Here is a 17,192-nt window from a genome sequence, read left to right as displayed (position 1 = left end):
ATTATGATGTGCGTTGCACAACATTTGGAGTTGCACCTTAGCTGTCACGAAAATAGGCTGGATTGTCCCTCCGTGCGCCCGCAGGTGCCAGGGCGTCAAACAACAGAGGCTTTCCATGACACGACTTCACACCCTTCTCGCGGCTGGCGTTGCCGGCCTCGCGACGACCCTCGTCGCCGCGCCGGCGCTCGCCCAGGGCAAGACCCTGACCATCTCCTGGTGGGGCTTCAACGGCGACAAGCTCGACGAGTACATCGTCAAGCCGTTCAAGGAGAAGTGCGGCTGTGAGATCGTGTTCGAGACCGGCAACAACGCCGACCGCCTCAATAAGATCAAGATCCGCAACGGCGAGGGCGTCGACGTCGCCTACTTCACCGACGCCTATTCGCAGATCGGCATCAAGGAAGGCCTGTTCCAGCCGATCGACAAGTCGAAGGTGCCGAACCTCGAAGGCCTCTACGATCTCGCCAAGGCACCGCAGGGCGAATTCGGCCCGGCCTACACCATCGGCCGCGTCGGCGTGATCTACGACACCGCCAAGGTCAAGGCGCCGATCACCTCGTGGAACGACCTCTGGAAGGAAGACTTCAAGGCCTCGCTGTCGCTGCCGGGCATCACCACCACCGCCGGCCCGATGGCCGTGATGATCGCTGGCACCCATGCCGGCGTCGATCCCTTCACCGACACTGACGGTGCCTTCAAGGCGATCGAGGCGCTGAAGCCCAACGTCGTCAAGAATTACAACACCGGATCCGAGTTGGTGAACCTGTTCTCGACCGGCGAGATTTCGGCTTCGGTCGCCCAGGACTTCACGCTCGCCCAGATCCAGGCCGCCGTGCCGACCGCCGCATGGGCCAATCTGTCGGACGGTGCGATCGCCACGCTGAACACCATCAACATCCCGAAGGGCGCTGCCAACGTCGAACTCGCCCACGAGTTCATCAACTTCGTGCTGTCGAAGGAAGTGCAGCAGAAGACCGCCGAGAACGGCGTCGATGCGCCGGTCGTCAAGGCCGTCGAGCTGACGCCGGAGCAGGCCAAGCTGTGGACCTACGGCGCCGACATGATCGCCTCGCTGAAGCAGGTCGACTACGAAAAGCTCAATTCGGCCAAGACCGACTGGGTCGATCGCTGGAATGAAGTGTTCGGCATGTAATTGCCCTCAGGGCGGGAAGGCATGGCTTTCCCGCCCGCCATTGTGTGCTCGGGGCCACGCCCGAGGCATTTTCTTGCCGCTGTCACAGCCCTTGCGGCATTCTGCGCCTTTCGCGGCCGCCCGATGAAGGGTAGCACGCCGCAACAAGATGTCCCGGACGCCATCTGTCCGTGGAAACTGGAAGAGATTTCATGCTGAAACGCTTTGCCGGATGGTGGCTCGCAGGGCCGGCTACGCTGGCCGTATTGGTGTTCCTGGTGCTGCCCGTCGCGGCCACCATCGCCACGACCTTCGGCGAGGATGGCGGCATCTTCGCCCCCTACATCGCCTTCTTCAACAGCGGCTTCCGCCGCACGGTTCTGTGGCGCACCATCGAGATTTCGCTGGCGACCACCACCATCTCGCTCGTCGTCGGCTTCCTGACCGCCTATGTCGTGTCGAAGTCGCCGGGCAAGCTGAAGAGCCTCTTGATCATTGCAGCGGTCTTCCCGCTGCTGACCGGTGTCGTCGTCCGCTCCTTCGCCTGGCTGATCATCCTCGGCAAGAACGGCATCCTGAACAACTTCCTTGTCGGTATCGGCGCGGTCAGCGAGCCGCTGTCGATGCTCTACACGCAAGGGTCGGTCATCGTCGCGATGGTCTATCTGTTCGTACCGCTGATGATCCTGACGCTCGTCGGCGTGCTGGAGAACATTCCCGACGACGTCGTCCAGGCCTCGTCGTCACTGGGCGCCACGCCGGCTGCCACCTTCCGGCAGGTCATCCTGCCGCTCGCCGTGCCCGGCCTCATCGTCGGTGCCGTTCTCGTCTTCACCGGTTCTTTCACCGCCTATGCCACGCCCCAGCTTCTCGGCGGCGAGCGCCAGATGGTGATGGGCACGCTGATGTACCAGCGCGCCATGGTGTCGTTCGACTGGGTCGGCGCATCCACAATCGCAGCAATCATGGTGGTGATCACTGTCGCCGTCGTTCTTGCCATGAGCCGCGTCGCGCGGCGCCTCAACCCGATGGCGACATGATGACCAGCCGTATCAATCCCCTGCTGATCCTGTTCACCGTCCTGGTCTACATCTTCCTGATGGGGCCGCTGATCATCGTGCTTGGCGCGTCGGTCAGCGACACCACCTATCTGACCTTCCCGCCGCAAGGTCTGACGCTGCGCTGGTTCGAGAACATCTTCGAGATCAGCGCCTTCCGCCGCACCATCATTACCAGCCTCGAGCTCGCCTTCCTGGCGACCGGTCTGGCGTTGCTGGTCGGCATCCCCGCCGCCTATGCGCTCAACCGCTACCGCATCAAACTGCCGACCTGGCTGTCGACTGTCTTCGTGCTGCCGATCCTGGTGCCCGAGATCGTGCTCGGCTTCTCGCTGCTGAAATCGGTGGCGGTGGGCATGGAGACGCCGATCTTCCTGACGCTGCTCGTCGGCCACATGCTCCTGGTACTGCCCTATTGCGTGCGTGTCGTCTCGGCCAGCCTTGCCTCCTTCGACTTCTCGATCGAGGAAGCCGCCGTCAGCCTCGGCAGCCCGCCGGTGAAGACCTTCTTCACCATCGTATTGCCCAATGTCCGATCGGGCGTGATCGCGGCCTTCATCCTCGCCTTCATCACCTCGATCAACGACGTGTCGACGTCGCTGTTTCTCACCGGTCCCGGCATCTCGACCTTGCCGATCCAGATCCTCGCCCATGTCGAGCAGTTCTTCGATCCGACGATCGCGTCGGTGTCGGTGCTGCTGATGCTGCTGACCGTCGCAGTCATGGCCATCGTCGAGCGCACGCTCGGCCTCACCTTCCTTGCGAAGTAGACCCATATGACCCAGGCACTTACTGTCCAGAATCTCACCGCCCACTACGGCGCCACCAAGGTGCTGGAGGACCTGTCGCTGTCGGTCGGCAAGGGCGAGCTCGTCTCGCTGCTCGGCGCCTCGGGCTGCGGCAAGACAACGACCTTGCGGCTCATCGCTGGATTCCTCGAGCCGACCTCCGGCTCGATCCGCCTCGGCGACAAGGACCTGACCCGGCTGCCCGCCTACAAGCGTGACATCGGCCTGGTGTTCCAGAACTACGCGCTGTTTCCGCATCTTTCGGTGCTCGACAATGTCGCCTTCGGCCTCAAGCAGCGCGGCGTGGCCCCGGCCGATCGCGAGAAGCGCGCCAAGGCGATGCTCGAACGCGTTGGTCTTTCGCAACTCGCCGACCGTCTGCCGGGCGCACTGTCGGGCGGCCAGAAGCAGCGCGTCGCGCTCGCCCGCGCACTCGTCATCGAGCCGCCGCTTTTGATGTTCGACGAGCCGCTGTCCAACCTCGATGCCAAGCTGCGCGTCGACATGCGTGTCGAAATCCGTCAGCTGCAGCGCGCCAATGGCACGACCTCGGTCTACGTCACCCACGACCAGGAAGAAGCGTTCTCCATCTCCGACCGCGTCGCCATCATGAATGCCGGCCGCATCATGCAGTTCGATACGCCCGAGACGCTGTACCAGCGCCCGGCCAACGCGTTTGTCGCCCGCTTCGTGGGCTTCGAGAACCTGGTGCCGATGAAGGTCTCCGCGCGCGACGGCGCGACCGTGACGGCAGTGACCGGCGACGGATCGTTACTCAAGCTGTCCCAGGACCGCTTCGGCGCGATCCCCGATGCGTTCGTGCTGGCTGCTCGCGCGGACGGCCTTTCCGTGTCGACCGACGCCACGGCCGAAGGCATCCCGGCGACGCTTGGCCTCAGGACCTATCTCGGCCGCGCCTACCAGTACCAGGCCGACACCGCCGCCGGCCAGCTGATCGCCAACGGCTCGCTGTCGGCGCCGCTGGAGCCGGGCGCCCAGGCCAAGCTCGTGCCCGTGCCCGACCAGTGCTGCGTGTTGAAGCCGGAATGAACTGAGGACTGTAGATGTCCATCCTCATCGCCAACGCCACCGTTCTCCCTTGCACGGCGGACATGCCGGTCATCGACAAGGGCTGGGTCCATGTCGAGGGCGAAGTCATCAAGGCTGTCGGCGCGGGTGAGGCCCCCGAGGTCGCCGGCGCCGAGATTGTCAATGCTGGTGGCGACCTCGTCATGCCCGGCATGGTCAACCCGCATTGCCACATGGCGATGACTTTGTTCCGGGGCTTGGGTGAAGACGTCGACGACCGGCTCTACCGCTACATCCTGCCGCTGGAACGCAAGTTCGTGCGGCCGGAGGCGGTGCGTGCCGGTACGGCACTTGCAGCACTTGAGCTGATCGAGGGCGGCGTCACGTCGGTCGCCGACATGTATTACTTCGAGACCGAGGTTGCCCGCGTCGTCGCTAAGGCCGGTATCCGTGGCGTGCTCGGGCAGACCATCGCCGACTTCGATCCGCCGGATCACAAGTCGGTCGACGAGGGCTTCGCACTGACCGAGGCGCTTGTCGCCGAGTTCGCAGGCCATGCGCGTGTCATCCCGTCCATCGCGCCTCATGCCCCTTACTCGACCGGCATGGCAACGATGGAGCGCATCGCCCGCTGGGCGGACGACCATCCTGACGTACCCGTGCAGATGCATCTCGCCGAGAGCGATGCCGAGATGGAGTGGGCTGAAAAGACCCACGGCATGCGCCCGGTCGAGGTGGTCGAGAAGGCCGGGCTGCTGCGCAAGGGACTGATCTGTGCCCACTGCCTGCATGTCGACGAGACAGACATCGAGCGCATGGCTCACGCCCAGGTCTGCGTCGCCCACAACGCCCGCTCCAATGGCAAGGCCGGGCGCGGCATCGCACCCGTCGAGGCGATGCGCAAGGCCGGCATTCCCGTTGGCATTTCGACCGATGGCGCGATGAGCGGTAACACGCTCGACCTGTTTTCGCAGTTCGCGCCGGTGTCGATGTTCCAGAAGCTGCTCGGCCACAGCCGCAAGCCGATGGCCTCGGTCGATGTCGTGCGCATGGCGACCCGCGACGGCGCCAAGGTGTTGGGGCTGGACGCCAAGGTTGGCTCGCTCGAACCGGGCAAGCAGGCCGACATCATCCGCGTCAGCCTGTCGTCGCCGCGCCAGCAGCCGATTTACGACATCTATTCGACGCTGGTCTTCGCCACCATGCCGACCGACGTGCGCGACGTGATGGTCGGTGGCGACTGGCTGATGCGCGGCCGCGAGGTGCTCAGCCTCGAACGCAAGAAGGTGCTGCGCGACGCGCTGCAGGTGGCGCAAAGCTTCAAGGCCGAGATGGCTCGCATCGACGCTGCGGGCTGAGTTTCGGAACCGTCCGGTTAGTACTAGGGAAGGACAAAGCCATGAACAGATCGGAAGCCTCGGCGCAGCTCGACAAGGTGCTCGCCAATGTCGACGCCAACATCGACGGCAGCCTGGAGCGACTGTTCGACCTGATCCGAATTCCCTCCGTCTCGACCGATCCGGCGCATGCACAGGACTGCAAGCGTGCCGCCGAATGGCTGACCAAGGAGCTCGGCGAACTCGGCTTCGACGCCTCGGTGCGCGCGACCGCAAGGCATCCCATGGTGGTCGGCCACGACCGTACCGGGCAAGGGCCGCATATATTGTTCTACGGCCACTACGATGTTCAGCCGGTCGACCCGCTGGCGCTCTGGCATTCCGATCCATTCGAGCCGAAGCTGGTACCGCAGCCTGACGGCGAGACCCACATCGTTGCCCGCGGTGCCTCCGACGACAAGGGCCAGTTGCTCACCTTCGTCGAGGCGTGCCGCGCCTGGAAGGCCGTCACCGGTAGCCTGCCGATCCAGGTGTCGGTGCTGTTCGAGGGCGAGGAAGAAATCTCCAGCCCGAGCCTGCCGCCCTTCCTCGACAGCACGGGCGCCGAGCTCAAGGCCGATGTCGTGCTGGTCTGCGACACCGACATGTGGGATGCCGAGACGCCGGCAGTGACCACCATGCTGCGCGGCGTGCTGAAGGAGGAGATCGTCATCTCCTGCGCTAGCCGCGATCTGCATTCGGGCATCTACGGCAACGCTGCGCGCAACCCGCTGCAGGTGTTGTCCGACATCGTCTCCAGCCTGCGCACATCAGACGGCGGCGTGTCGGTAGACGGCTTCTATGACGGGGTTCGCGAACTGCCCGACGCCATCAAGGCGCAATGGCAGCGCCTGCCCTTCGACGACAAGGGCTTTTTGGGCGACATCGGCCTGTCGATTCCCGCCGGCGAAAACGGCCGATCGGTGCTCGAGCAGGTCTGGGCGCGGCCCAGCTGCGAGATCCATGGCATCATCGGCGGCTACACTGAAGAGGGCTTCAAGACCGTCATCCCGGCCAAGGCGCAGTCCAAGATCTCGTTCCGTCTCGTCGCCGGCCAGGACCCGGAGAAGATCCGCGACGCCTTCCGCGCCCATGTCCGCGCCCGCATCCCGGCCGATTGCTCGGTCGAGTTCATCGACCACGGCGCGAGTGCCGCGACCGTCATGCCGATCGACGGCGATTTTCTCACCAAGGCGCTGGGCGCGCTGACCGAGGAGTGGGAGCGCGAGGCGGCCGTTGCCGGCAGCGGCGGCTCGATCCCCATCGTCTCCGCCTTCAAGGAAAAGCTCGGCATGGATTCGCTGTTGATCGGCTTCGCCCGCTTCGACAACCGCATTCACAGTCCGAACGAAAAATACGACCTGTCGAGTTTCCGGAAAGGCATCCGCTCCTGGGCGCGCATCCTTGCGGCCTTTGCGGAAGATAAGGGCTGAGGCCACCAGTCGTCATCCCGAAAGCCGGAGCGAAGCGAAGGCTATCCGGGACCTATTGACTGGACCATCTTATGGCGCGGCTCGGTACTTGCCTCGGCGCGCTTCATCGATGTCTCGCGAAGCCAAAACCCGGCCGCGCCGAATTGGGTCCCGGGTCTCGCTGCGCTCGCCCGGGATGACGGCATCTCTGCTTCGATCCTACCAAACCACCTTGTGGCTCTCACCGGTCTGCACGTTCACGAAACCCTGCGGCACCGCGTCGGTCGGCGCCACCAGCACCCAGCGCCAAGGCGCGCAGGTCAACGTGGCGAACTGCAGCCGCTCGGGGAAGCCGGGGAACCAGCGCGGCGAGAAGGTCGGCTCGTAGAGCCAGTCGATCTTGTTGGCTTCGGCGTAGAGCGTTTCCATCTCGGCATCGAGCGCCTCGGCGGGACGGTTGGTCATCAGCCCGCCGACCTCGTAATGCACGTCGGCGACCACCTTGCCGCCGGTCACCAGCGCCCAGCCGCCCTGGTTTTCCGAGATGCGGTTGACCACTTCGGCCATGGCGGCGTCGGACGAGCCGACCACCCAGATGTTGTGCTGGTCGTGCGCCACGGTGCAGCCGACCGCTGTATCAGGCGTCTTCGGCCCGCAGCCGAGCCAGAACATCTTGGCCACGCGGCCCTTGCCCGAATAGCGGTCGATGACGGCGAACTTGGTGACGTTGCGCCCGCTGTCGCGCTGCACCTCGCCATCCGCCACCGGCAGCTCTGTTGTGATGAAATTGTCGTCCCAATGGAACGGGCGCAGCAGCGCTGCCTGCATCGTCGTGCGGCCCGGTTCGGCTGCGATGGCGAAGTCCGCGGCGGTGAGCTTGCGGCCGACATTGACCGTCTTCGTCGCCCAGTCGGGCCAGTCGATGTCAGGCAAATGGCCGGTGAAGGTCTTGCCCTCGGACACCCGCTCGCCGTCGGCCCAGACCTCCGAAATCGACACGGTCGCCGCCTTGTCGAGCAGCACCATGTCGGCGAAGCGGCCGGGCGCGATGGAGCCGACGAAGGGCGTCAGTCGCATGTGCCGCGCCGGGTTGATCGAGACGCACTGGTAGGCGATCTCGGGTGCCAGCCCGCTTTCGATGGCGAGGCGGACATTGTGGTCGGTCGCGCCCATCTTCAGCGTGTCGGAGGCGCTGCGGTCGTCTGTGGCGAACGCCACCTGGCTCCAGTCGCGCAGGCCGCGTTCGAGCAGGCCCTTGATGATGTCGGGCATCGAATGCGGCCGAATCTCGATGAAGATGCCGCGCCGGAGCTTGTCCCATGCTTCCTCCGGCGTCCACGCCTCGTGGTCGGAGGACAGGCCGGCGGCGGCGAAGGCATTGATCGACGGCAGGTCGCGCAGGCCCGCGCCATGGCCCTCGACCACGCCGCGCTTCTCGAAGGTGGCCTGGATCATGCCCCAGAGCCGGCCATAGGACGGGTTCTCCGGGTTCCAGACGGCCGGCCAGTCCATGACCTCGTCGAGACCGGCGACCATCGTGCTTTTGCCGAGGAAGCCGATCTGCTCGGCATAGCCGAAATGCCCGCCGCCGCCTTCATAAGCCGTCGGCGGAACCGCCGAGCCGGGCAGCGGAAAGATCTTCATCGGCGAGCCGGCGCGGCGGGCCGTCAGCCAGAATTCGAGATTGTTCGGGCCGTTGACGTTGGAGAATTCGTGGCTCGCCTCGCAGGTCCAGGTGTTGCCGCGCGGCATGACGAGCGCTGCCTCGTGCTCCGGCGTCAGGTGCGAGCTTTCGATGTGCTTGTGCACTTCGCCAAAGCCGGGCACTGCCGAAAGATGGGTGCGATCGATCGTTTCGCGCGCCGTGCCCGGGAAGGAGCCGGCCGGGCCGACGTAGGCGATGCGGCGGCCGCGGATCGCCACCTCGCAATCATCCATCCAGGTGCCGGTGTGCACGTCGAGCACGCGGCCAAACTGGACCAGCCGGTCGGCCTCGCGCTTGCCGAGGGCAGTAAGCACGAGGTCCTGCCGGATCAGGATTTCGTCGGCGGGATCGATGAGGAGATCGGTGGGCAAAGGAGCTGTCTTGGTCATGGCCTCGCCTCTACTGCATCGCCCTTGAAATCGGAACCCGTTTCCGCTGTGCCAGCATACAGCGGTCGAGCTGTGCTGGGACAAGCATTTCGGCTTGATTCACGTGATGCGATGATGTGAAGCCAGTCGGAGTTGATTTGGAATGAAAGGTCGCGCCATGCAGCTGAAATCCACCCGCAAGGTGATCATCGACACCGATCCCGGCATCGACGATGCGGTGGCGATCCTTTTGGCGCTGAAGTCGGCCGAGTTCGACGTCATCGGCATCACCACCGTCGCCGGCAACATCGGCATCGCCACCACGACCCGCAATGCCGGCCGCATCCTGGCGCTGGAAGGGCGTGTCGACGTGCCTGTCATCGCAGGCGCTGCCGGGCCGCTGTCACGCAAGGGTTTCGACACCGCCGACATTCACGGCAATGACGGCCTCGGCGGTGTGGCCTTCCCCGACGCACTGACCCTTCCTGTGGCCGGCGACGCCGTGACATGGCTGCGTGACACGCTTGAGGCTGGGGAAGCCGGCGCCATCGACATCCTGGCGCTCGGCCCGCTCACCAACATCGCCCGCCTCGTCACCGAGCATCCGGAGGCTGCCCGCCGCATCGGCCGCGTCATCGCCATGGGCGGGGCTGTCTACGAACCGGGCAACATCGGCCCGCGCGCCGAGTTCAACATCGCCGCCGATCCGGAAGCCGCCGAGATCGCCTTCGCCGCCGGGCTCGACATGACGTTGATTCCGCTCGACGTAACCCGCAAGGTCCGCGCCACGCGCGACGACACGGCCATGCTGCAGTCATCCGGTGTGCCGGCGGCTGTCGCTTCGGGCGCGCTGATCGACGCCTATTTCCAGTCGACCACGGGCGGCGAAAGCCGGCCGCTGCACGACCCTTGCGTGATGCTTCTGGCGCTCGACGAGGCTCTGTTCACTTGCGAGACGTTGAAGCTTGCCGTCGACACCGGCACCACGCGCGACGCCGGCGCGCTCACGGTTTCGGAAGACGGTGCTCCGGTCTCGGTGGCGCTGAAGGTCGAGAGCGCGGCAGTACTGAAGCTGCTCTATGACCGGCTGAAGGCGGTGTAGCGCGTCGTAGCTTTTCAGCGCGTCGACGACGGCAACTACGCCGCCGCCAGCTCCTGCTCCACCAGCGTCGTCCAGAACTTCACCCCGCTCGCCAGCGCATCATCGTTGAAGTCGTAGCGGCTGTTGTGGTGAAGCGCGCCGTCGACGGCGGGGCCGTTGCCGAGCCAGACATAGGCACCCGGCACCTCCTGGCTGAACATGGCGAAGTCGTCGCCGGCGGTCGATGGCGGGAATTCGGTCATCACCTGCTCGACGCCCAATGCCGCCTGCGCCGCCGCCAGCGCCCGGCGCGTGGCATCCCTGTCGTTGACCACGGGCGGCATCTGCCGGAAATAGCGATACTCGGCCTCGATGCCGTAGAGCTTGGCCGAGCCTTCGGCCAGCGCGCCGATCTCCTCTTCCAGCTGGTCGCGCACGGCGGCGGAATAGGCGCGCGAGGTGCCGCCGATCCTGACCAGATCGGGGATGACGTTGAGCGCCTCGAAGCTGCCGGCTTCCATGGCGCAGGCGCTGACCACCGCCGGCTGAAGGGGATCGACCCGGCGCGCGACGATTGTGTGGAGTGCGGTCAGGAACTGGCCGGCTGCGGTCATCGCGTCGCGGCCGAGATGCGGCTTGGCGCCATGGGTGCCGATGCCCTTGAAGGTGACGGTCCAGCGGTCGGACGAGGCGAGCTGCGGCCCTGAAACCACCGCCATGCTGTCGGTTGCGATGCCGGGCATGTTGTGCAGGCCATAGACGGCATCGACCGGGAACTGCTTGAAGAAGCCGTCCTCGATCATCGCTTTGGCGCCGCCGCGGCCTTCCTCTGCGGGCTGGAAGATGAAATGCACAGTGCCAGAGAAATTCTTGCGGCGGGCGAGCTCACGGGCGGCACCCAGAAGCATGACGGTGTGGCCGTCATGGCCGCAGGCGTGCATCTTGCCCGACACTGTCGACTTGTAGGCACGGTCCTCGGCCATTTCGGGCATGGCGAGCGCGTCCATGTCAGCGCGCAGAGCAATGCGCCGCGCGCCTTCGCCGAGCTTGAGTGTGCCGACGACGCCGGTCTTGCCGAGCCCCGCCTGCACGGCGATGCCGGCTTCGGCCAGCATCTTCTGGACGATGCCTGACGTCCGCACTTCCTCGAAGCCAAGCTCAGGATGGGCGTGGATGTCGCGGCGCAGGGCCGTCAGCATCTCGATTTCGCCCTTGTCGTGCCCGGCCGTCGATGTCATCACGCAAACTCCGTTCGGCCCGGTTCCGCAATCTGAGGCGCCCAGGGCCATCGGCGCCGCATGTCCCCTTCTGCAACAGAAAGGCCCGTTGTGCCACTCGCTCCGCATCAATTCTGGCAGACAGTTTTTCCCGCAGGCACGTTTGATGCAACCCCGGCGGATGGCTTCAGCGACCTCTATCCGGCCTCTCTGCCCGACGGGCGCCAGATCGCGCTGCCCGTCCGTGTGTTGCCGGGTGACGGCAGCCGGGCGGTGGCCTCGATGATTGTCAACCAGGCAAGCTTTGCGGTCGAGGATGCGCTGTCGGACGCCATGGCGGCAAGTGCCCGGGCCTATGCGCCAGATGTGGTAATCGGCGTGCCGACGCTCGGCCTGCCGCTCGCCAACGGCGTTGCCCGGCGTCTCGGCCATGAGCGCATGGTGGCGCTCGGGACGTCGCGAAAATTCTGGTACAGCGAGGAGCTGTCGGAGCCGATGAGCTCGATCACCAGCCCCGAACACGCCAAGCGGCTCTATCTCGATCCCCGCATGCTGCCGCTGCTCGAAGGCAGACGGGTGCTGGTCGTCGATGACGTTGTAAGCTCCGGTAGCTCGATGCTGGCGGTGCTGAAGCTATTGGCCAAGGCCGGCATCCAGCCGGTGGCGGCGGTCTTCGGCATGCTGCAGGGTGATGTCTGGCGCCGGGCGATCGCCGAACTCGATGCCGGCTTCGTCGAACGCATCCACGGCGCCATTACCTCGCCGCGGCTCAGCCGCAGCACCAGTGGCGGCTGGTTCCCGGCGCAGTACTGAGCTTCACCCACGCGGCTGCTTCCAGGGGGCCATTTGGGACTTCCCGGTCGGGCACATCGCGCCAAGATGCCACCTCTGCTGGAATGCCTTTTGCTGTCAATTGGACGCCTTGGCCTCCGAGACCAGCACTGGGTCGCTGCGGTAGCGATCCGGGAACAGGCGCTTGAGGTTCTCGATCTTCGGCAGGTCGTTGTAGACGATGTAGGGGTAGGTCGGGTTCAAGGTCAGGAAGTCCTGATGATAGTCCTCCGCCTTGTAGAAGGCACGGCCGGGTTCGATCGTCGTCGCGATGGCCGCGTCGAAGACCTTGGCCTTGTCGAGCTGAACGACATAGGCCTTGGCGACCTTCGCCTGTTCGGCGTCGGCCGGGAAGATTGTCGAGCGGTATTGCGTACCGGTATCTGGGCCCTGGCGGTTGAGCTGGGTTGGGTCATGCGCGACCGAGAAGTAGATCTGCAGGATCTGGCCATAGCTGATCTTGCGTGGATCGAAGGTGACCTTGACCGCCTCCGCATGGCCGGTCGCGCCGCTGCCGACGACATTGTATTGCGCCGTCTGCTTGTCGCCGCCGGCATAGCCTGACACGGCGTTGGCGACGCCCTCGACGTGCTGGAACACGCCCTGCACGCCCCAGAAGCAGCCGCCTGCCAGCACGGCCACCTCCGAGTTGCCTTGCGCCGCTTCGTCGAGCGCGGGAGCCGGAATCTTGATGCCCTCCTGCGCGGCACTCGGTGTCGCCAGAGCCCAGGCGCCAAATGCGGCGGCCGCGGCTGACAGCCAGAATGCCGGCCCGCTGGCAATCTTTCTCACGTTCGAAAATTCGCGTGTCATCCAACTGCTCCAGTTCGTCGATCCTGGCGGCGCCCTTTGAGAGACGCCTGGGTTCGCCCGGCCAGGCCGGCCGATGCCCGCCAGAACAGGATACGGAGATAGATGTGGCTTTGTTACGCGGAATCGGCATGGGTCACGCGCAAGTGACTGCTGCTGCGGCCGGTCCGATGCGCAATCCAGACGGCCCGGCGTCCACCCTCGATCGTTTGACGCTGCGAATCCTGCGCCCCCGACCCAAGACACCCGCGATTTCGAGGCGGTTGATCTCACCGCGAACTTGCGTTATTACGATGATGGTTTGATCAAATGAGCGTGCAAAGCAGAGGCGACCAATGACCAGAAAAGCAATCTATTCGGGCTCTCCTTTCGAGGAGCTGGCTGGCTATTCACGAGCCGTGGTCGATGGCGACTGGATCTTTGTTTCGGGCACCGCGGGATACGATCCCGAGATCGGCGGCTTCGACCCTGACGCGGCGGTGCAGACCCGCCGTGCGCTCGACATCATCGCCGCCGCTCTGGCGGAGGCCGATTCCAGCATGCGCGACATCGTGTCGGTGCGCGTCAATCTTGCCAGCCGCGACGACGTCAATGCCGTCTCGCGCCTGCTCGGCCAGACCTTCTCCGATCCGCGCCCGACCAACACCACCGTCATCGTCGGTTTCGCCGTCGAGGAGATCAAGGTCGAGCTCGAGGTGATCGCGCGACGTCAGGCCACCACCACGGCAGATGCAGTCAAGGTGGGACAATGAGGCGGGTCGCGCGGCGTATCTCCGGGACGCCACAGAAGTCATTCGGCATGTACCAGAAGGCCGCGGCACTTGCCGGCAGCGGGCGCGACCTGATCCATCTGGAGCTTGGTCGTCCCGCCGCCGACACGCCCGAACACATCAAGCAGGCGACGATCGCGGCGATCCTGGCCGGCGACGTCCACTACAGCGATCTCAAGGGCACGGCGAGCTTTCGTGAGGCACTGGCCGAAAAGCTGCGCAGCCAGAACGGCATGGATGTGAGCGCAGCCGACATCCTTGTCACCAACGGCCTGACGCATGCCTCGTTCGCGGCCTTCCTCGCCTTGCTCGATCCGGGCGACGAGGCGATCCTGCTCGACCCGTTCTACCCCCAGCACATCGGCAAGATCGAATTGGCCGGCGCCAAGCCGGTGTTCGTGACTTTGGATGCAGCCGACGATTTCGCGCTCAAGCCCGAGCTGATCGAGGCCGCCATCACCGAGCGCACCCGGATGATCGTGCTGGTCAATCCGGTCAACCCGACCGGCCGCGTCTACTCGCGCGCCGAACTCGAAGGCCTTGCCGAACTGGCGATCCGGCGCGACCTGCTCGTCGTCTCCGACGAGGTCTATGAAGACATGGTCTATGATGACCGCGAGCATGTCAGCATCGCGGCGCTGCCCGGTATGGCCGAGCGCACCATCACCGCTTTTGCATTCACCAAATCCTTTGCCATGGATGGGTGGCGTCTCGGCTACATGGCAGCACCCGCCTGGGCGATGCCCGGGCTGCTCAAGATCACGGCCAACGACGCCACCCACGTCAATACATTTATCCAGGCCGGTGGTCGTGCTGCGATCACCGGCCCTTCCGAAGTGCTTGCCGAACTCGTCGACCATGACCGCCAGAAGCGCGATCTCGTCGTCCGCCGCCTCAATCAGATGCCCGGCGTGAAATGCCCGTCGCCGCAAGGCGCGATCTACGCCTTCCCTGACATCTCGGCCTTCGGCATCCCGTCGCAGGCGCTGGCTGAACGGATCCTCGACGAGGCAGATGTGGTCGTCGAGGCCGGCAGCTTCTACGGCCAGTCGGGCGAGGGCCATCTGCGCGTCTGCTTCGGCTCGGAGAGCCTGGAGCGGCTGGACGAAGGCATGGACCGGCTGTCAAGGTTCTTCAACGATCTCTGGGACGGCCGTGACGGGGCGCCGGCCAGCGAAGCAAAGCGGGGCAGTGCATGACACAGACCGGCGATGTCATCCTGCAGACCCGGGGGCTCTCCAAGAACTTCGGTGCGCTTAAGGCCGTGGACGGTGTCGACATATCGGTCAAGGCAGGCCAGATCACCGGCCTGATCGGCCCCAACGGCGCCGGCAAGAGCACGCTGTTCGGTCTCATTGCCGGCGAGGTCCAGCCGAGTGCCGGCGAGGTGATCTTCGACGGCCAGTCCATTTCGGGTCTCCGCCCCGACAAGATCTTCCGCGCCGGCCTGGCGCGGACCTTCCAGATCCCGCGGCCGTTTCCCCAGATGTCGGTGCTCGAAAACGTCATGCTGTCGGCCACCGGTCAGTCGGGCGAGACATTCTGGAACAACTGGTTCCGCAGCGGGCTTGTCGCTGCAGAGGAACGCCGCGCCCGCGAACGGGCGATGGAGGTGCTCGCCTTCACCGGTCTCGCCGACAAGGCGCGCGACCTGGCCGGCGTGCTGTCGGGCGGCCAGCAGAAATTGCTCGAACTTGCCCGCGTCATGATGGTCGACCCGCCGCTGATCCTGCTCGACGAGCCGACGGCCGGCGTCAACCCGACGCTCATCGAGACGCTGATCGACAAGATCGTGGCGCTCAACGAGCGCGGCGTCGCCTTCCTCATCGTCGAGCACAACATGGATATGGTCATGCGCATCTGCCGCCACATCGTGGTGATGGCGCAGGGGCGGGTGATCTTCGAAGGCGACCCGGCCGGCGTGATGAAGGAGCAGCGCGTCGTCGACGCCTATCTTGGTGACGTGACAGTGGGAGAACTGGCATGAGCGCGCCCGTCTGCGAGGCTCGTAACCTGCGCGCCAGCTATATCCCCGGCATGCCGATCGTCTTCGACATCTCGGTCACCGTCGATGCCGGCGAACTTGTCACCTTGATCGGCCCGAACGGTGCCGGCAAGTCGACCTTCCTCAAGGCGCTCGCCGGGCTGGTGCTGGTCGAGGGTGGCGAGGTCAAGCTTGGCGGCCGGCGTATCTCGGGGCTGCCGACGCACGAGATCATCGCCACCGGCGTCGGTTTCGTGCCGCAGACCAGCAACGTTTTTTCCTCGTTGTCGATCGAGGACAATCTGATCAGCGGCGGCCACACCTTGCCGCGTTCGGTGCTGCGCGAACGCGTGCAGCGCGCCTTCGAGCATTTCCCGGCACTGGCCGACCGTCGTCGTGCCGCGGCCAACGTGCTCTCCGGCGGCCAGCGCCAGATGCTCGCGGTGGCACGCGCGCTGATGACCGATCCGCGCGTCATCATGCTCGACGAGCCGACGGCGGGGCTTGCGCCGAAGATCGTCCACGAGGTGCTCGATGATCTGCGCCGCCTCGCCAAGAGCGGGGTCGCGGTGCTGATGGTGGAGCAGAACGCCAAGGCGGCACTTCGGGTGTCCGACCGTGCTTATGTCCTGGTCGAGGGCCGCAACCACATGACGGGAACGGCGGCCGACCTGCTCGACAACGACGCCATTGCCGAAGCATTCCTGGGCTTCCGGAGGAAATTATGATCGGACAAGCCATCGCCGACGGTCTGTTGACCGGCGGCATCCTCGCGCTCGGGGCAATCGGCTATTCGCTGTGCGCGCATATGCTGAAATTTGCCAACTTCGCCCATGCCGAAATGCTGACCTGGGGCGCCTACATGGCGCTTGCCGTCATAACCTTCCTGCCCGCTGGCCAGCCCATCGGCCCGTTTTCTTTTGGCTGGCCGCTGCTCGTGGCGATCGTCGTCTCCTGCATCGGCACCGGCTTGATCGCCATCGCCGCAGACACGCTGGTGTTCTCCAGGCTCAGGAAGCGTCGCGCCAACAGCCTGACGCTGGTTTTCGCCAGCTTCGGCATCGCGCTGATCCTGCGCAATCTGGTGCTCTTCGTCTGGGGCGCCGACGCGCATTACTACGGCCAGGAACTGCAGATCTCGCTCGAGGTCCTGCCCGATATCAGGATGATGCCCGACCAGGTGCTCGTCCTGGCGCTGACAGTGGCACTGGTGGTGGCGCTGCATCTGTTCCTGAAATACAGCCGCATCGGCGTCGCCATGCGCTCGATGGCCGAGAACCCGGCTTTGTCGCAGGTCTGCGGCATCGACATCGCCAAGGTGGTGCGCTGGACCTGGATGCTGAGCGGCGCCCTTGCGGCAATCGCCGGCGTCTTTGCCGGACTGACCGTGCAGATCCGTCCTGAGATGGGCTTCAACATGCTTCTGGCGCTGTTCACCGCCGCGATCCTCGGCGGCACCGGCAGCCTGTTTGGCGCGGTCGCAGGCGGGCTGATCGTCGGCCTCGCCGAAAGCCTGTCGGCACTGGTCATTCCGACCGGCTACAAGGCGGCGGTGCCTTTCGGCTTGCTGCTCATCATCCTCTACCTCAGGCCGCAGGGTCTGTTCTCCAGGTCGGCACGCGTGTGAG

General features: G+C 65.1%; 16 protein-coding genes. 13 read left to right on the top strand and 3 right to left on the bottom strand.

The genetic code is table 11. The features are described 5' to 3' along the window. Positions 1-115 precede the first annotated feature (115 nt). The 6 genes from ACSQ3E_RS21115 (at position 116) to ACSQ3E_RS21090 (ending at position 6,819) form a co-directional block, all read left to right on the top strand. Positions 116-1,156, top strand: a complete 1,041-nt coding sequence (locus ACSQ3E_RS21115; protein WP_436124199.1) for an ABC transporter substrate-binding protein — start codon at positions 116-118, stop codon at positions 1,154-1,156. Between the two features lie 194 nt (positions 1,157-1,350). Beyond that, on the top strand, positions 1,351-2,175 hold the full coding sequence (locus tag ACSQ3E_RS21110; RefSeq protein WP_436124366.1) for an ABC transporter permease: 825 nt from the start codon (positions 1,351-1,353) through the stop codon (positions 2,173-2,175). Then, complete coding sequence (locus ACSQ3E_RS21105) at positions 2,175-2,963, top strand: ABC transporter permease (protein ID WP_436124198.1); 789 nt, start codon at positions 2,175-2,177, stop codon at positions 2,961-2,963. Before ACSQ3E_RS21110 ends, ACSQ3E_RS21105 begins: the two co-directional genes overlap by 1 nt. A 6-nt stretch (positions 2,964-2,969) precedes the next feature. Next, complete coding sequence (locus ACSQ3E_RS21100) at positions 2,970-4,031, top strand: ABC transporter ATP-binding protein (protein ID WP_436124197.1); 1,062 nt, start codon at positions 2,970-2,972, stop codon at positions 4,029-4,031. Positions 4,032-4,045: 14 nt separating this feature from the next. Continuing rightward, positions 4,046-5,368, top strand: coding sequence for an amidohydrolase family protein (locus ACSQ3E_RS21095; protein ID WP_436124196.1), 1,323 nt, complete (start codon positions 4,046-4,048; stop codon positions 5,366-5,368). A gap of 41 nt (positions 5,369-5,409) precedes the next feature. Next, positions 5,410-6,819: a M20/M25/M40 family metallo-hydrolase gene (locus tag ACSQ3E_RS21090; RefSeq protein WP_436124195.1), complete on the top strand. Its 1,410-nt coding sequence runs from the start codon at positions 5,410-5,412 to the stop codon at positions 6,817-6,819. A 198-nt stretch (positions 6,820-7,017) separates the two neighbouring features. Here ACSQ3E_RS21090 and ACSQ3E_RS21085 read toward each other — a convergent pair whose 3' ends face one another. Next, on the bottom strand, positions 7,018-8,892 hold the full coding sequence (locus tag ACSQ3E_RS21085; RefSeq protein WP_436124194.1) for an adenine deaminase: 1,875 nt from the start codon (positions 8,890-8,892) through the stop codon (positions 7,018-7,020). 157 nt (positions 8,893-9,049) lie between these two features. Here ACSQ3E_RS21085 and ACSQ3E_RS21080 point away from each other — a divergent pair, with 157 nt between their 5' ends. After that, entirely contained in the window at positions 9,050-9,973 is a 924-nt protein-coding gene (locus ACSQ3E_RS21080; protein WP_436124193.1) for a nucleoside hydrolase, read from the top strand. Between the two features lie 35 nt (positions 9,974-10,008). Here the strand turns inward: ACSQ3E_RS21080 and ACSQ3E_RS21075 are convergent, their stop codons facing one another. Next, positions 10,009-11,190: a M20 aminoacylase family protein gene (locus tag ACSQ3E_RS21075; protein WP_436124192.1), complete on the bottom strand. Its 1,182-nt coding sequence runs from the start codon at positions 11,188-11,190 to the stop codon at positions 10,009-10,011. Positions 11,191-11,280: 90 nt separating this feature from the next. Between ACSQ3E_RS21075 and ACSQ3E_RS21070 the strand changes: the two genes are divergently transcribed. Further along, the gene (locus ACSQ3E_RS21070; protein WP_436124191.1) at positions 11,281-11,982 is read left to right on the top strand and encodes a phosphoribosyltransferase; all 702 of its coding nucleotides are present in this window, start codon (positions 11,281-11,283) and stop codon (positions 11,980-11,982) included. Positions 11,983-12,078: 96 nt separating this feature from the next. Here the strand turns inward: ACSQ3E_RS21070 and msrA are convergent, their stop codons facing one another. Beyond that, positions 12,079-12,813, bottom strand: a complete 735-nt coding sequence (msrA, locus tag ACSQ3E_RS21065) for a peptide-methionine (S)-S-oxide reductase MsrA (protein WP_436124190.1) — start codon at positions 12,811-12,813, stop codon at positions 12,079-12,081. 332 nt (positions 12,814-13,145) lie between these two features. On the opposite strand from msrA, the gene ACSQ3E_RS21060 reads away from it, so the two are divergent. From ACSQ3E_RS21060 to ACSQ3E_RS21040, 5 genes are read left to right on the top strand one after another with little or no spacing between them, the layout of a single operon-like run. Beyond that, positions 13,146-13,562 (top strand): Rid family hydrolase, encoded by a 417-nt coding sequence (locus ACSQ3E_RS21060; RefSeq protein WP_436124189.1) that lies wholly within the window; start codon positions 13,146-13,148, stop codon positions 13,560-13,562. Continuing rightward, positions 13,559-14,779, top strand: a complete 1,221-nt coding sequence (locus ACSQ3E_RS21055) for a pyridoxal phosphate-dependent aminotransferase (protein WP_436124188.1) — start codon at positions 13,559-13,561, stop codon at positions 14,777-14,779. Before ACSQ3E_RS21060 ends, ACSQ3E_RS21055 begins: the two co-directional genes overlap by 4 nt. Next, positions 14,776-15,567 (top strand): ABC transporter ATP-binding protein, encoded by a 792-nt coding sequence (locus ACSQ3E_RS21050; protein WP_436124187.1) that lies wholly within the window; start codon positions 14,776-14,778, stop codon positions 15,565-15,567. The genes ACSQ3E_RS21055 and ACSQ3E_RS21050 overlap by 4 nt, the downstream gene beginning before the upstream one ends. Next, positions 15,564-16,292 (top strand): ABC transporter ATP-binding protein, encoded by a 729-nt coding sequence (locus tag ACSQ3E_RS21045; protein WP_436124186.1) that lies wholly within the window; start codon positions 15,564-15,566, stop codon positions 16,290-16,292. Before ACSQ3E_RS21050 ends, ACSQ3E_RS21045 begins: the two co-directional genes overlap by 4 nt. Next, the gene (locus ACSQ3E_RS21040; RefSeq protein WP_436124185.1) at positions 16,289-17,191 is read left to right on the top strand and encodes a branched-chain amino acid ABC transporter permease; all 903 of its coding nucleotides are present in this window, start codon (positions 16,289-16,291) and stop codon (positions 17,189-17,191) included. Before ACSQ3E_RS21045 ends, ACSQ3E_RS21040 begins: the two co-directional genes overlap by 4 nt. The last annotated feature ends 1 nt before the right edge of the window (position 17,192 follow it).

The sequence above is a fragment of the Aminobacter sp. LjRoot7 genome, assembly GCF_964252895.1.
GTDB lineage: Bacteria > Pseudomonadota > Alphaproteobacteria > Rhizobiales > Rhizobiaceae > Aminobacter > Aminobacter aminovorans_B.
The sequence above is the reverse complement of the archived record's forward strand: the minus strand, read 5'-3'. Positions and strand labels throughout refer to the sequence as shown.

Coding starts and splice junctions, on each gene's coding strand:
- ACSQ3E_RS21115 (WP_436124199.1), top strand. CDS start 116: ATGACACGACTTCACACCCTTCTCGCGGCTGGCGTTGCCGGCCTCGCG.
- ACSQ3E_RS21105 (WP_436124198.1), top strand. CDS start 2,175: ATGACCAGCCGTATCAATCCCCTGCTGATCCTGTTCACCGTCCTGGTC.
- ACSQ3E_RS21100 (WP_436124197.1), top strand. CDS start 2,970: ATGACCCAGGCACTTACTGTCCAGAATCTCACCGCCCACTACGGCGCC.
- ACSQ3E_RS21095 (WP_436124196.1), top strand. CDS start 4,046: ATGTCCATCCTCATCGCCAACGCCACCGTTCTCCCTTGCACGGCGGAC.
- ACSQ3E_RS21090 (WP_436124195.1), top strand. CDS start 5,410: ATGAACAGATCGGAAGCCTCGGCGCAGCTCGACAAGGTGCTCGCCAAT.
- ACSQ3E_RS21085 (WP_436124194.1), bottom strand. CDS start 8,892: ATGACCAAGACAGCTCCTTTGCCCACCGATCTCCTCATCGATCCCGCC.
- ACSQ3E_RS21080 (WP_436124193.1), top strand. CDS start 9,050: ATGCAGCTGAAATCCACCCGCAAGGTGATCATCGACACCGATCCCGGC.
- ACSQ3E_RS21075 (WP_436124192.1), bottom strand. CDS start 11,190: ATGACATCGACGGCCGGGCACGACAAGGGCGAAATCGAGATGCTGACG.
- msrA (WP_436124190.1), bottom strand. CDS start 12,813: ATGACACGCGAATTTTCGAACGTGAGAAAGATTGCCAGCGGGCCGGCA.
- ACSQ3E_RS21060 (WP_436124189.1), top strand. CDS start 13,146: ATGACCAGAAAAGCAATCTATTCGGGCTCTCCTTTCGAGGAGCTGGCT.
- ACSQ3E_RS21055 (WP_436124188.1), top strand. CDS start 13,559: ATGAGGCGGGTCGCGCGGCGTATCTCCGGGACGCCACAGAAGTCATTC.
- ACSQ3E_RS21050 (WP_436124187.1), top strand. CDS start 14,776: ATGACACAGACCGGCGATGTCATCCTGCAGACCCGGGGGCTCTCCAAG.
- ACSQ3E_RS21045 (WP_436124186.1), top strand. CDS start 15,564: ATGAGCGCGCCCGTCTGCGAGGCTCGTAACCTGCGCGCCAGCTATATC.
- ACSQ3E_RS21040 (WP_436124185.1), top strand. CDS start 16,289: ATGATCGGACAAGCCATCGCCGACGGTCTGTTGACCGGCGGCATCCTC.